The following is a 14,189-nucleotide window of genomic DNA, read 5'->3' on the forward strand; positions in this document are numbered from 1 at the left end:
GGTCATTTTTTCCGTTCATCTCAATATTTTAATCATCTAGCAATACAAAGTTTTCCTGTATTGTAATTATAGTAAATAGCATAGGAACCGCCTTCATATACCGTTCCATCCTCAACAACATCATTAATGATTCCGACAAATTGTTCATACGTGAGATTTGCTTCATCTCTACTATTAAGACTATCAAGTATTAATTTCACACGATTTTCCAAATCATTTGTAGACTTTAAATTAATACTAGTTGTACCTGGAACCCCAACCGAGTTTATATCCTTGTATTTTTCTTTTTGTACATTTGTAGCGATTTCTTTACTTGTATTTTCGTCCCACCCAACTGGAGGTGTTACTTTACTAACATCTGGAAGAGTATTAGATGATGTTGGTGGATCGATAGGTTTCGGATCTGGTTTTGTTGGTTTTGTTGGTTCTGTTGGTTCTGTTGGTTCTGCTGGCTTAACAGGGTCTGGGTTCAATGGCTTCTCAGGAATGGGTGCTTTATCAGGATTTAAAGCACGATATAAAAACACAGCATATTGTGCACGTGTTACGGTTTCGTTTCCGTTGAATTTACCTTCACTACCTGTTGTAATACCACTTGCATACAGTGTCGCAATATAATCCTTCGCCCAATGATCTGCTCCAACGTCTGTAAAAATGTAACCTGTTTTTGGCTCCAAATTAAAAGCTAAACATAAAATCTTAGCCATTTGAGCACGTGTTAATGACGCAGATGGATTAAAATTGCCGTTAGATCCATCGATAATACCAGCGCGATATAAACGTTGAATGTCATTATAATACGGATGAGACGTTGGTACATCTTTAAATGTCGTTGCTTCACGAATCGGTTCTAATGGTAACGCACGTGAAATTAATGCTGCTACGTGTTGACGTGTAATACCAACAAGAGGTTTAAATGTACCGTCATCATATCCATTAATAATACCAGCTTTTTTCATTGCCATAATTTCTGTATAAGCAAAGTGACTTTTCGGTACATCCTTAAAGTCCGTTATATTTGTTTGAGCCACCTCCATCGCTTGTACAGGTGCCACAATCACTGGAACAGCTATTGCAGCTGCTAAAGTCGCCATAAATAATTTATTTCGCATATTCTTTTCCTCCTTCTATAAATGGAAATTTTTTACCTTATTTATATTTCAAATGAATAACTATTAAATAGGAAGTTTCTCTATAAGTATATTATACCAAATATGGAAAATTAAGCAATATATATTTAATGAAAAGACTCACCATTTTTGGCGAGTCCTTCACTATTTACAGATTATTTTCCGCTCTTTTCTGTAAATCTTTTTCTACTACTTCTTTAAACCACTTATCGATGGTTTCTTTCTTCCAACCTTTAGTACTGCCAATACGGACATCGTGTTTTGGAAATTGATTTCGGGATCTTAATACAGCTATTTTTCGCTGATCACCCCATCCAACTTTTTCTGTCATTTTCCCAATGTCCGTTTGACTCAAATACACCTTTTCCAAACAACGCCACTTCCTTAACGTTCTATGCTGTTTTTCTTTTCTAATTCTTTTTTATATTCAAGTTTAGACATCTTAATACGTTTTACTAACATACCTTTAATGTCCCTATCTGTTAATCGTCCCACATAGTCGTGTACATCAGTTTTCACTATTTCACGAATGTTCTCCTTATTACAGGCAACAATGGAGGGCTTTTTAAGCCCTGTCTCTTGCCAATCTTGAATGATATAACCATTTTTTCGTTCCAATGCTTTATCAATACGACTGGAAACCTTACATGCAAATAGCTGATTCTCTTCCGGATCTTGAAAAATAACAACTGGTCGAAGTTTACCCTTAGGATTAATGTCATTATCAATATCCTCTATATACCGAACAAAACCGATATACACTTCACCATTTTCTAATTCGTTTTCATTCGTCATGCGAAATCACACCAAATCATAATCCTCATCATTCTCATACCACTCTCTATCATCTTTTTTTGTAGGGTCCAGAAGGATTGTACCATTTTCATCAGTTTTCACTTTTTCTGCTTTAAATTTAGTTTGCTTATGCACTTTGCTCAGTTCTGCTGTAAGTTCTTCAATAGACATATCCTCTAAAGCTTTTTTCTGTTTAGACATAACATACGCCCCTGTTTAAGTTGTTATGTTAAACATAACATCTTTTGTTGATAATATCAACAAAACTAATTGCAATAGAAAAAGGTACATAAAAACATTTAAAAAATAATAAATAGACTTTAAAAAAAGAATGCCCCTATCTGGAGAATCCTTTTTTATTATCGCTCTATTTCCCTAAGTATTTTATTCGATTTTTTCCCGCTAGGTTTTGTTTCTTCTCTCCCGTCCTGTAATTCAACACCTTGCTTTGTTACTTCTTCTACGCTTTCTTTTATTACTTTTTTTAACTGCTCTCTTAATTGGTGGAATTCTAATAAACCTTCACTATGTTCCAACGCTTGGTAGAAACTCTTATCTAAAATAGTTTGTTTATCAAACGTACCAATATTTTTCCAATCTTCTTCTTTGTAACGATGACAAGCTTCAACCACAAAATCATTATGGTTTTCACCTGAAATATCTATTTTATAATCATACCAATACGATTGAAAATATAGCGCCTCAGCCTCTTTTTTTAAAAGCATTACAGTACATCTTAAATGATTATCTGAGAAAAACTCTTCTTGAATTGCTTCTTTTAACACTTGTTCAAAAAATTTATTTCCCGTCTTATAATCATCGTAGATATACCATGTTATCATATCTAATTCGGCTGCTCTATTCCAATCACCTTCCCCAATCCCCTCCTGTTCAATCTGACATTTAGCTAATTTGCCAAGCTCATGAAGTAACACACGATTCTCAATTAAATCACAGTCCTGTAAATTTACTCTTAATTCGTTCCCTAGTGTACTTTTAAAACAAAGTTCAGATTCATCTCCACTTGTATATTCATATGCTCTCCCATATTCACCTTTTACAAGCTCAGTCAACCCTAATATTTCTAAATCGGATAAACCTCTCATACTATCACCATCCTTCTTTGTTTTTGATAACATTCATTTACAAAAGTATTGATGAATTAATCCTCCTATCAAATTCTGTGTTGCTCTACAAATGTAACAATCAGATAACATTGAAAAATAACCAAAATTAACAAAAACAAAAAGCTAATAATAGCTGGAACTATTGCTTCATTCAAGTAATACTCCAGACTTGAATACAACAATGCTGCCTGTGCGATATTTATTACTAGATTAAATAGTATTAAATTGGCTTTTTCTAGAAAGTTTCCCATTTGTTTTTAAGCCACCTTTTTTAGAATCGCACTGATATATCCACACTTCTTTTCTGTAAGAAATAGAGGTTTAAAAAGGCAAAAACTTGGGTTGCCAGCAACACGCCTATACCTGGTATACCTACGCTTAAAAACGTATCCCATAGTTCACCGACAATAAAGCGTAGCATAATTGGAATACCCATGACCATGCCAAGTAATATATATACGGCCATCGCGAAACCTTTGCGTTTACGGTATAATTCATCTCGTTTCTTTAGCTCAAATATCATGTTTTTGTGTATTTGGCTAAATAAGTCATCTGGATTACCACCATGCTCATATTTAATCTTTAGATTTTGATGAAACTGATCTAAAGTTGGAAAATCGTACTTTTCAAACTGATTAGTTTTTAATTCTGCCTCTTTTTCTAGTTGTTCAATACTGACTTCTATCACTTTTTGCAAGTCAGGATGAACAGTCGCTTTAGTTGCTTTAAATGCATGAAGCACATTTTCACCTGTCTGAAGAAAGAAAATCATGTTTGTGACATACTTTAAAAGCTCACTTAAATGCATTTGATATTTCTTTAATTTACGATTTTGCAAAGTAAATACAATAAAGAAAAAGAGAGCACCTATGCAACCAACAATAATACTTAGGGTACGCTCTTTCGAAGCAAGATAGAAAAACTGATAGTTCGCACAGAACCATAAGAGTAAATAAAACACGATTTCCCAACCATAAAATAGAACACGTGCTTCTTTTAAAAGTTGTTTCATTTCTCAATAACCTCCTTTGCTATTTAAAAACATCAGGTACTAAATGAATCAATTCTTTATCCTCTAATTCTGTCAATGTTTTCTCTGATAACTTATGGAATCGTTGTTCTGTACGGTATTCTCCTGATTCTGAATCCCTTACTTTTACTTCTCGATATACATAATTCCCTGTTGCACCTTTTGAAGTAAAATCCGTATATTCTACTAACTCTTTGATTCTTCGAATTGTTTTCCCTTCTTTAGTCCTTGTTCCTTGTAGATAACAACCAAAACGTAAAAACTCTACAATTTCATTACCAATTAATTGATCATCAATAATGGCGTAAGCTGGAGATTGACGAATCATTGGAATTAAGCGAGATGGAATATTCATAGCTCCCTTAGCATGAACAGTTGTAATAATGGCATGGTCGGTTTTAGCACTATCTAATACATCTGCTGATACCTTCCCGCGTGTTTCTGCAATAATCGTCCAATCTGGATTATTACGTAATCCTGCTTGTACACCATCTGACATTTCGAATAGACCAGGTACCGTTTTCCAACTTGAAATATCTTTTTCGGGATAAAGTGCTTTTATGTGGCTATCACGTGTATCTTCTATCAGAACAATATTCGCATCATCAGCTGTATAACCTACTAATAGTTTTTGAAACTCTGTTTTTCCTGACCCTGTTCGTCCTGCTATGACTAAGTTGTTTTCAGCCAACATGAGTACCTTAAATAATTGCTCAATGTCTGTATAATCTCCTGAAATTATATTTCCAATAGATTCAATAGCAAGACGTGGACGAGAGATACGAACTGCTAATGTAGTACCATCTGGACTAATTCTTCTATGTGTAGCACTGATACGCAGGATACCAATCTCTGTATCAAGTTGTGGCTCTGTATAAGTGAACGTGCTTTTTTGAACATCTGCGATTTGTTTAATTAGCGTCTTTACCATCTCTTCAGACGGTTGATCTGGTGCTAAATATCGTCCTTTTTCATTGTCTTGAATCCGTAAATGTGTACCATTAAACTTAATATCTGTAATGCTTTCGATTTTTAAAAGTGGCCCTAGAAAGCTATTATCTAATATTTCATTAATCCTTTTTTCTTGAAGTTCTTGATCATTCATTTTTTAAACCTCCTAAAATAGATTCAAGACGCTGATTATTCCAAGTATTTGTATTAATCCTGACTGCATGATTTTCTTCGACGTTTTTTAATAATTCGAGATGCTTTAATGCAACTTCACCCCTGGCTTCGATTATGATTAACCCTTCCGTTTCAATGTGCATTTTCATTTCCCTTTCTTTATTTATTGATTGGGAATCAAACATTTTTGTAATCCCTCAAACAATAGTTGAGCTTCTTCCATCGTGAGCGAAACGCCTTTTCCAGCTTTCTCTTTTTGAGGGGACCACCAGCGAATATCAATGGTTGTTGGCTTGTGATACCATCTTACTTTTGTCAATTCCCTTGTCCAACCTGTATCACTAGCAGTCCGTAAGAGTGCTACATTTTCAACAATTTCATATGTTTTCCCAACTGTTTCATTAGCCATTTCACCTTCCTCCTTTACTTTTTACTAAAATCATTTAGGCATGACATTTAATGCGTCTGTTACATCTCTCATGTAGTGTAAGAAGATTACAGCAGCAAATCCGCCCACTAAAAAAAGCGATATAAGGATTGGAAATAAACCAAACTTATCGCTCGCATTCATCTTATATTGAATTAATTCATCTACCTTATTTTCTTGAAGGTTTTGGATATATCGTTCTAACTCCTGGATTGATTCCTTTTCTACGCCTTGTTCACTAAATTGGTAAATCATATTCATAACCATATAAGCCTCGCTGGAACCTATATATTCTGCAAATTCTAAATAGGCATTTCGATCATTACCTTGTTCAATTTTCTTTATTAGTTTGACCAGCTCTTTATCTAATGGATCGGGGGTATAATTCACTGTTGTTTTTAATGTTTGATAGACATTCCCCGAACTAGGCAATAAAGCAATGAAACTTTGTAGGAACTGTGGAAATAGAAATGAATTTTTTACATCAATATTGTTTTTTGTGTATAGCAATTTAAAATAAGCAAACTTCCATCCTAGATAAAAGGTAGCTGGAGTAGCAATTAACCATATCGGTGTTTTTAACACCATGATTATCATTGCAAAGAGCATAGATACAATGACACCATATAAAATTCGCTGAATAAAAAACTTTTTTTTCGGCTTTCTAAAGAAATCCAAATGAGCATCAAGTAAGCTTTCCTTTAGTAACTCATTAAACATCTTCCAATAACCCCCTCCAAGTGAATTTTTCTGTTTCAAGTTTAATAATTATTATCAAAGTCCTTTGTTAAATACTCAAAACGAAATTTTGCTGCAGTAATGCCTCTATTGTAAATTGGTTTAGTTCCAGTTGAATTTCCCTGGTGCATTTTGGCACGTGCCCGTACTACTATAGATTCACCAGTTTTCAAGTGCATAATTTCTCCATGTGGCAATCCCGCAATTGTTTCAATATCAGGACCGAGAAGATAAATCTGGTTTGAACAGTTGCCAACGATAGTGTCTGCATCATCACCATACAAATATTCTAACTGAGAAATTGTTTGAAAGATCAAATGAAATCTGAATCCTCTACTAGCTCCAATTTCAACCATCTTAGCCATGTCTTCAATAGGTGGCATATCACCTAAATCATCTAATAAATAATGGATTGTGCGTTTCGTTTTACCACTAGAATCCATTTGCGCCTTTTCCATATTGGCGCGAAATAGATGACTCATAAACTTACTGGCTAACATACTGATTGAATAATCATATTTTGATGAAATCAAGAAAATGGCGATTGGTTTATCTCCAAATCCTACACCGGTTAAGTCTATATCCATTTCTCTTTGGTGATTTAAGTTGATAATCTTAACATCATAACCACGAGCAACTAACGTGTCATGACTTGCATTCGCCAGTTCTCCTCTTGGATCATTAATAACTAAGGAGGGCTTATTTTTTGCTCGGCTTTGTACATCAATCATAGGGAATACAAAAGCCTCACCTTTACCTGAACGTGTCATTCCAGTAACTATCGTATGACTTTACCTAGTATCAATTAGTAGACGGTATGTACGCAATTTTTCTTGCAAGGCTGAAATAATAACGCCACCATCACCATTAAATTCTTTTGATTTAGCCGGAATAATTTGATATTGTTTTTTCAATTCTTGTACCTGTTCAAACACTTTTCTTAGCTCCCTTCCGTAATCATTTTTTGAATGGCCATCACTGTATCATCTTGAATATTTTCTCGTTGTTCCTGAATAATCTCTTTCCATTCTTTTAGAACTTGATCTGGCAAGTATTTTTTCAAGATTGGATAAATACTATACTGAACTTCTTTTACAGGAATGGTCGTAGCATATGCAAGATAACTAAAAAGTTGTAAAAATGACCATTGAGGAATCTCATCTAGGTAGTCACCAGTAGTTGGTAAGGCCCGATAAAGGCATTTTGTCAAATTAGAAAATTCGGCTGTACTCATTGCTGAAGACATGCATACATAAAGGTCTCTTTCACTTTTAGAAGTAAAGACCATATCAGACATTTTTAAATTGTGATACTGAGTAGACATAATTGGTAGTGATAATATTGAATTACTATTATCAAAGTTTTCAGCTAGATACTCCCAACGGAATTTAGCAGCTGTAATGCCTTTATTAAAAATTGGCTTAGGCTCAATTTTATTACGTTCATTATCCTGTCGTTTATTGGCTCGCACTACTACTGATTCGCCCTCTTTGAGTCTCATTAACTCATCTGGCATTAGTAACGCACGCTCTTTAACAGATTCGCTGTGTGACTTATCTGTAGAAAGTAATTGTCCACTTCGACTAATATCAGTAATTGTTTTTGTCCCAATTAATGCTGAGAATTGTTCAGCTGTTGCTTTATCTTTTGTTAAAATATAAATTTGGTTGGAACAGTTACCAATAATCGTATCCGCATCATCGCCATACAATGACTTTAATTGAGAATAGGCTTGAATAATTAAATGGATTCTAAACCCACGACCAGCGCCTACAGTCACCATTCCGTCCATTCCTTCTACTACTGGCATATTCCCAAATTCATCTAACAAAAGGTGAACGTTACGTTTCATTCTGCCACTTGGACTCATCGTAGCCTTTTCAGCATTTACTCGATATATTTGACTCACAAAGATACTTGCTAAAACATGGTTTGATTTATCGAAGTCTGGCGTTACCATAAAGACCGCAATTGGTTTGTCGCCAAATCCGATTTCAGTTAAATCTAAACTGTTGTAACTTGTTAGTTTCGCATTAGGTTCTAATGTGAAAATTTGCAATTTATCCATTGCAGACGAGAATATTCCTGCACGTGTATTTCCAGCAGCAAAGTTACTTGTTGCATACATCATTCGCGCTGGATTGATTTCATCTCTAGCTTGGAAGAATTGATCTAGTGCGTTTGTGCCCTCTTCATCATCATTGTCACTTCCAAGTGTAGAAAGGAAATTAGCCACAGAATATAAGTTAATCGTTTCCTCTTTACCTGTAGCAAGGGCATCTTCAGTCAATGCCAAAATGATTGCAGTCACCAATGATTGAGCTGAGTTTGACCAAAACTTATCCTTTGCTGATGGATCATTGTATAACATAAACGCTACGCTATTTGCATATTGCTGGGCTAAACTCGTATTTCCTGATTTCCACGCATCTACTACTAGTTGTAATGGATTAAAACCCATGCCCATGTACTGTTGAATCAAGTTAAATACATGAACTTCATAACCCCTAGCTATTAGCGTGTCATAACTAGCTGCTGCAAGCTCCCCTTTTGGATCATTCACAACTAACGAGGGCTTATTTTTAGCTCGGCTCAATACATCGATCATAGGAAATACAAAGGTTTCACCTTTACCTGACCTTGTAATCCCAATCACCATTGTATGAATGGGTCCCTCATCAATTAAAAGACGATACGGACGCCTTTTTTCCTGTAAAGCTGAAATAATCACGCCACCGTCACCGTCATATTCCTTAGTTGCTGCAGGTATAATCTTGTATTGTTTTTTTAATTCGCGTACTTGTTCAAATTCACTTGTACCGTGCTGCCCTGTATTTAGATTCACAAAGTTCATACGGATTCTATAAAGGAATTTCACAAATCCTATAGCACAAATAATTGCAAATCCTATATAAAAGGGCATCCAACTTGTTTGAAAATCAAAGATACTTAGCCAATCCATCGAAAAAGATACACTCTTTGGATCTTCCTTGAATTGTTGAATCGATTGCAGTATGGATTGAAGGAATGCAAGTACAAAATTCGCAACAAAAAACATGACAAACCAATAAATGACGGAAAACAAAAGCAGCATTTTAGGTTGCGCTAAACGCTCTAAATATTTTGTCTCATACATCGTCCTTTCTCCTTTCTTTAAAATTCCAACAAAAAACACGTCCTAGATGTAGTTGCTACATCCGAACGTGTTTGATTGCTTGTTCTTCTCCTTGTGGAGCTATATCTTTGTTATCCATATCTACATAAGCTACAAAAGCAACACATAGAAAAAACAATAGCGTTAGTAGTTTCTTTTTCATCGGTTTTCCCACCTACATATTTCGGAATTTTAATTCAGATAACGTTCAAGTCTCTCCAGCTATCGCTTCATAATGACGACTTTATCTTGAACATCTAACCTTTTCTTACCACGCACATTTTGATAGTCATATTTATACCTAATGACAATTTCTTCCCCAAACTTGACAGTCCCTGGCTTTGAGAAAGTAATGGTGTATCCGTTTCTGTTTAATCGATTAGTTACTTGTGCAACTTTTTCTGATACGCCCCCCTCTTCTTTGACAAGCTCTGTAACCTCTTCTGTAACCTTCAGAAAAACATGTTGCTGAAAAGTATCAATAGAGATCATTAGTAGAAAAGGGAAAACCACAGCAATAAAAATCACTGTGGCTAAAATGGCACCTTTTAGGTTAGACATACGAAATATTTCACTCCTTTCTGTTCAATATGAAAAGTTATTAATGATATTCAAATCTTAATTCATATTGATAATAGTGACTGTAAGTTCGAGTATCTGTTTCTACCTTGTTACATTGCCTTGATAGAGTGTAACTTCAGGTCTAGTAACCGTACCACTATAGACCATACTACCTGCAACTCTATCACTACCTCTAGCAATTAAATGCTCCTGATCATTAAGGTATTCAGCTTCTTCACTGTATAGCTCTTTACTACATGGTAATTTGAGGTTAACTTCCATATTTGAATAATATAAATTACCAAAATCATCAAACATATTTGGATTATTTAATACATCCATTAAATCTAAGGTTTCTTTTTTTTGTGTAGTACCACCAAAATCTTTCCCAATGCCACCAACATATCCTTCGTCATCCGTATACCAAAAATTGTTGTTATATGCTATATAAAGACCATCTTTTTCCCAAGCACCATTTTTGCATGAATAATCTATTTTCCCGTATAAAGGAATTTCATAATCTATTATTTTTTTGGACGCTGCTGGAATTCTTTCATACAGTTGTAAAGTTCCTTTATAACCATTTAAATTATACGAAGCTCGTTTTTGTTCTGTGACAAATTTGGTATCAGCAGGGACGTATTTACCTCCCGTTTGAATTGTTCTAGCTACTGCTCCTTTAGATAATTTAACTGTTACGTTTTCACCGTTTACACGCACAACCTCTACCGTACCTGTATTTGACGTAACTTCTACTAAACTTTTTAACCCTGGAATAGTATAGGTATATTCATTATTGGCTTGAAGAGATTCAGCGGTAGTTATAACATATGACTTTGGAATATTAGTATTATCTTCCTGATTACTGCCACCACTTTTGCCATTAGTACGCTTAGTAATTACTACTTTATTTTGTGTATCTAACGTTTGCTTGCCTCGTACATTTGGATATTCATACCGATAGCGAATGACAACTTCTTCTCCAAACTGAACAAGGCCTGATTTTGAAAAGGTCACTGTGTAACCTTTGTTTTTTAATTTATTTGATACCTGAATTACTTGATTAGAAACGCCACCTTCTTGCCTCACAAGATCTGCTACTTTTTCTGTTGTACTCAGATAAATACGCTGTTGAAAGGAATCTATTCCTAACATTAATAAGAAAGGAAACACTGCACCAACCCAAAGTGCCATAGCTAAAACTGCACCTTTTAGATTTGACATGTTAGTGATTCACCCCCATCCCTTTTTAAGTAAAAGGCACTCACCAAAATTGGCGAGTGCCTACTCCATTTCATTCAATGTTAAGTGTCGTTCGGCAGTTCCCTTCACTGTGCCATCTTTATCAATATATTGCGTTCGGTACTGAATGCCCCGAATATCTTTATCGATGGTTGTTGCATTCCTTGCAGCATCTACAAAAACGTAACTTACTTGAAGTTTATAGTTAAGGTTTTTTTGAGTTGTTGCTATTTCAGCAAGCAAATTTTCCAATAACTCATTTTTGTCTAAATACAAAGCATCCTGTTCTAGTTGACCCTGTTCATCAAGATGTGTACGAATTGCACCTACATGAGCAGCTTCCAATGTAACTTCTGTTTCAGCCATTGTACGTGTCGATATATTTTGGATAGTTGCCCCATAGACAATAAAACCTATAAAAACTACGACTGCCAATGGCGGTATAAGCCACCTTAAAAAAATCGTCATGGGATAAAATTCTCCTTTCCTGTGTCTTACCGGTCATATGGAACTTTCTGCATTGGATGTTCTTTTTTGAAAAATTGTTGCTCAACACATTTCTTGAAACACTTAGGATCATCCACTGAAAATTCTAATGGCGATAAGGTATCAGCAGGATATTCGAAAACTTTGTATTTCAAATCCATATTATTAAAAAAATCAATCAATTCTCTCGTTACTTCGTGGCCCTCAGTTGTATGTGGCATAGCCAAAATAAACGTTTTTTGTTGTAATTCCTTGGATAATAGTAACTTCATGATTGGTTCTTTAAAATCAACTTTTCCCTCTTCCTCTAAAACCAATGCACCACACTCTGGATGAGCACTTCGGAATGATAAGGCATCTAATCTAGAATCACATATAACTACATGCTGCATCGACTTCTTAATGTCAATGTAATTCCTGCTGTTTACTTCAAATTTCTTATCAAAAAACTGAAAATATCGATGGAACTTTTCTGTCTCTTTTACTAAAAAATCATTACCGTCTTTACAATTTTCAGGGTATATAAAAATTTGATAATCAACTTGTTCTTCTTCGAGACAACTACTTATTTCTTTTGCAGCTTTATAGCCAGCAGCATCATCATCCATTGCAACAAGAAATCGTTTTTGGCGTAATTTTTCCTTGTTGTCTTTGATGTAATTGCAAAGACTTTTGTATTTACGTGAACCAGTTAACGCCATAATCCCAACCTGTTCATCTACTTCACGAAATGATAGAGAGTCTAATATTGCCTCTCCAATCACAATAGTTTGTGATTCTTCAGGAATATCCACAAAAAAATCCCTCGCATCATTTGAGGGATTAACAATTAATTGGATTTCTTTAGGTTCAAGGTTCGGATTGATTGATGAACGTAATAATATTCTACCCACACGACCATCTTCCTCGAAAAGAGGTAATACAAGATTTCTTTGACACATCCAATCATTATCTGCATAATTTTTCGGTAATAGCCCATTCGCATAATCAAACATTAATTTTACGCCTTCTGGTTTCGAAAAATCAGCAATGAACGGTGTAGTTGTTGAGCGTGAAAGACCCCGATAGCCATTGTCCAATGTATCACTTTCTATATTGTGTAGAACATGATTAATTAACGATGTAAACTCATCCAATTGTTTAGCTTGTTTAACCGTAAGACCTTTACTTTTTTCTTTTTCAGTAGAATAAGAGATTTCAGTCTCCTTTTCCTCATATGTTAAAATAAAACGCTCACCACAGGTATTTTCACGATTACATTGAATAAAATTCATATTGTTCTTATAAATAAACGCTTCCTGTTGCTGGCACTCTGGACAAGTACAAATAAAATATCGGCCACGATCCTTTGCATTCAGTTCTGCCAACATCTCATTTATATCTTGATAAATTAATTTATTGTGGCTCATCCTCCTTCACCTCATCTCTTTGTAATTGCTGTTCAATATCTATCTTAAACTGCTGTAAAACTGGATTTAGAACAAGAGATTCAATCATTTCATCATTGGCTAATGCAAAGCCTTGTGTCAAAATAGCATCGTATTTTTCCTTTAAAGCAGAAGTAACCGTTAAATGTATCTCGTACGCTTCAGCAAAGCTGTTTTTTTCTACAAAAGTTGAAAACAGCGTCAGCTGTAAAGTTTGGTACAGTTTAAAATTAGGGCATAATGCATCGATGCGATGTTTTCCTACAGACTGAAAACTAGCTCCGGCATATTGAGTAAATGATTTAAAGATTGTCTCCTCTTGTAGCAAGGTGTTCACTTTTTCCTCTAACAACTTTTGTTGTTGAAGAAAATCTTTTTCTGCACCGTCTAGATTTTTTCCAGCATCATATATTACCTTTTCCAACGCAGTTTTTATTGCTGCCATCATTTGCTCTAATTCTGAATAAAAACCTGTTTTAACAAGTGGCTGCATAGTTCCATATATTTGATTCAATTGTGAAGTATCTAAACAAATTGGAAATGGTGCAAAGGTAGAAATACCAAAGAGTTGATCATAGCGAATCACAAATGTTACAAATTCTTTATTGATGAACAGCTGCTTTTCTTCCTCAACATAACTCTTTAGAGTATTGACATACTTATGGCGTATGTCTTCTTCCCAACTATCGAATGTTAGAATTGTATGTTCTAATTGCTTTTGGAGACTTTCTTTTTTGTCAAAATGGACTTGGCTAATGACTAAACATTGTCCATCAAGCCAAAATTCAAAAGACTTAGTGGAGGCTTCTCTTTTTTCTTTTATAAGTCTGTCTCGAATCCTATCAATAATTTCTTCAGCTTCGGTAAAAAAATAATTTCGCTCTTCGTCAATTTCTCTAAAGTAATCACCGTCATCCTTGAAACGAATCAATAATTTTCGCAGCATG

The 14,189-nt window shown here is 34.8% G+C and carries 19 protein-coding genes; all 19 read right to left on the reverse strand.

The features are described 5' to 3' along the window. Positions 1–32 precede the first annotated feature (32 nt). Positions 33–1,112 carry an S-layer homology domain-containing protein gene (locus LO754_RS11270; RefSeq protein ID WP_231784319.1) on the reverse strand — a complete coding sequence of 360 codons (1,080 nt, stop codon included), beginning with the start codon at positions 1,110–1,112 and terminating at the stop codon, positions 33–35. A 166-nt stretch (positions 1,113–1,278) separates the two neighbouring features. Further along, positions 1,279–1,500 carry a hypothetical protein gene (locus tag LO754_RS11275; protein ID WP_229386701.1) on the reverse strand — a complete coding sequence of 74 codons (222 nt, stop codon included), beginning with the start codon at positions 1,498–1,500 and terminating at the stop codon, positions 1,279–1,281. 14 nt (positions 1,501–1,514) lie between these two features. Continuing rightward, positions 1,515–1,925 (reverse strand): putative type II toxin-antitoxin system PemK/MazF family toxin, encoded by a 411-nt coding sequence (locus LO754_RS11280; protein WP_231784320.1) that lies wholly within the window; start codon positions 1,923–1,925, stop codon positions 1,515–1,517. A gap of 6 nt (positions 1,926–1,931) precedes the next feature. Then, positions 1,932–2,126 carry a hypothetical protein gene (locus tag LO754_RS11285; protein ID WP_107896524.1) on the reverse strand — a complete coding sequence of 65 codons (195 nt, stop codon included), beginning with the start codon at positions 2,124–2,126 and terminating at the stop codon, positions 1,932–1,934. 158 nt (positions 2,127–2,284) lie between these two features. Then, positions 2,285–3,031 (reverse strand): hypothetical protein, encoded by a 747-nt coding sequence (locus LO754_RS11290; protein ID WP_231784321.1) that lies wholly within the window; start codon positions 3,029–3,031, stop codon positions 2,285–2,287. A gap of 292 nt (positions 3,032–3,323) precedes the next feature. Next, on the reverse strand, positions 3,324–4,064 hold the full coding sequence (locus LO754_RS11295; RefSeq protein WP_107896523.1) for a hypothetical protein: 741 nt from the start codon (positions 4,062–4,064) through the stop codon (positions 3,324–3,326). 19 nt (positions 4,065–4,083) lie between these two features. After that, positions 4,084–5,187 (reverse strand): ATPase, T2SS/T4P/T4SS family, encoded by a 1,104-nt coding sequence (locus LO754_RS11300; RefSeq protein WP_231784322.1) that lies wholly within the window; start codon positions 5,185–5,187, stop codon positions 4,084–4,086. Next, positions 5,180–5,392 (reverse strand): hypothetical protein, encoded by a 213-nt coding sequence (locus LO754_RS11305; RefSeq protein ID WP_231786379.1) that lies wholly within the window; start codon positions 5,390–5,392, stop codon positions 5,180–5,182. The genes LO754_RS11300 and LO754_RS11305 overlap by 8 nt, the downstream gene beginning before the upstream one ends. Next, positions 5,371–5,616, reverse strand: a complete 246-nt coding sequence (locus LO754_RS11310) for a PC4/YdbC family ssDNA-binding protein (RefSeq protein WP_231784323.1) — start codon at positions 5,614–5,616, stop codon at positions 5,371–5,373. The genes LO754_RS11305 and LO754_RS11310 overlap by 22 nt, the downstream gene beginning before the upstream one ends. Before the next feature lie 30 nt (positions 5,617–5,646). Next, complete coding sequence (locus LO754_RS11315) at positions 5,647–6,354, reverse strand: flagellar assembly protein FlaJ (protein WP_231784324.1); 708 nt, start codon at positions 6,352–6,354, stop codon at positions 5,647–5,649. A gap of 41 nt (positions 6,355–6,395) precedes the next feature. After that, positions 6,396–7,142 (reverse strand): type IV secretory system conjugative DNA transfer family protein, encoded by a 747-nt coding sequence (locus LO754_RS11320; RefSeq protein WP_231784325.1) that lies wholly within the window; start codon positions 7,140–7,142, stop codon positions 6,396–6,398. Between the two features lie 21 nt (positions 7,143–7,163). Further along, positions 7,164–7,307, reverse strand: a complete 144-nt coding sequence (locus LO754_RS11325; protein WP_231784326.1) for a hypothetical protein — start codon at positions 7,305–7,307, stop codon at positions 7,164–7,166. Positions 7,308–7,312: 5 nt separating this feature from the next. Then, the gene (locus tag LO754_RS11330) at positions 7,313–9,508 is read right to left on the reverse strand and encodes a VirD4-like conjugal transfer protein, CD1115 family (RefSeq protein WP_231784327.1); all 2,196 of its coding nucleotides are present in this window, start codon (positions 9,506–9,508) and stop codon (positions 7,313–7,315) included. Between the two features lie 55 nt (positions 9,509–9,563). Next, complete coding sequence (locus LO754_RS23455; protein WP_255702563.1) at positions 9,564–9,689, reverse strand: hypothetical protein; 126 nt, start codon at positions 9,687–9,689, stop codon at positions 9,564–9,566. Positions 9,690–9,748: 59 nt separating this feature from the next. Further along, on the reverse strand, positions 9,749–10,087 hold the full coding sequence (locus tag LO754_RS11335; RefSeq protein WP_231784328.1) for a hypothetical protein: 339 nt from the start codon (positions 10,085–10,087) through the stop codon (positions 9,749–9,751). A 102-nt stretch (positions 10,088–10,189) separates the two neighbouring features. After that, complete coding sequence (locus LO754_RS11340) at positions 10,190–11,311, reverse strand: hypothetical protein (RefSeq protein WP_231784329.1); 1,122 nt, start codon at positions 11,309–11,311, stop codon at positions 10,190–10,192. A gap of 60 nt (positions 11,312–11,371) precedes the next feature. Further along, positions 11,372–11,797: a hypothetical protein gene (locus LO754_RS11345; RefSeq protein ID WP_231784330.1), complete on the reverse strand. Its 426-nt coding sequence runs from the start codon at positions 11,795–11,797 to the stop codon at positions 11,372–11,374. Between the two features lie 26 nt (positions 11,798–11,823). Further along, a complete protein-coding gene (locus tag LO754_RS11350) occupies positions 11,824–13,224 on the reverse strand; it encodes a toprim domain-containing protein (RefSeq protein WP_231784331.1) in 1,401 nt (466 codons plus the stop codon). After that, positions 13,211–14,188 carry a hypothetical protein gene (locus LO754_RS11355; RefSeq protein WP_231784332.1) on the reverse strand — a complete coding sequence of 326 codons (978 nt, stop codon included), beginning with the start codon at positions 14,186–14,188 and terminating at the stop codon, positions 13,211–13,213. Before LO754_RS11355 ends, LO754_RS11350 begins: the two co-directional genes overlap by 14 nt. Between the last annotated feature and the right edge of the window lies 1 nt (position 14,189).

This window comes from Lysinibacillus sp. GJ-1, from assembly GCF_021166035.1.
Taxonomy (GTDB): domain Bacteria; phylum Bacillota; class Bacilli; order Bacillales_A; family Planococcaceae; genus Lysinibacillus; species Lysinibacillus sphaericus.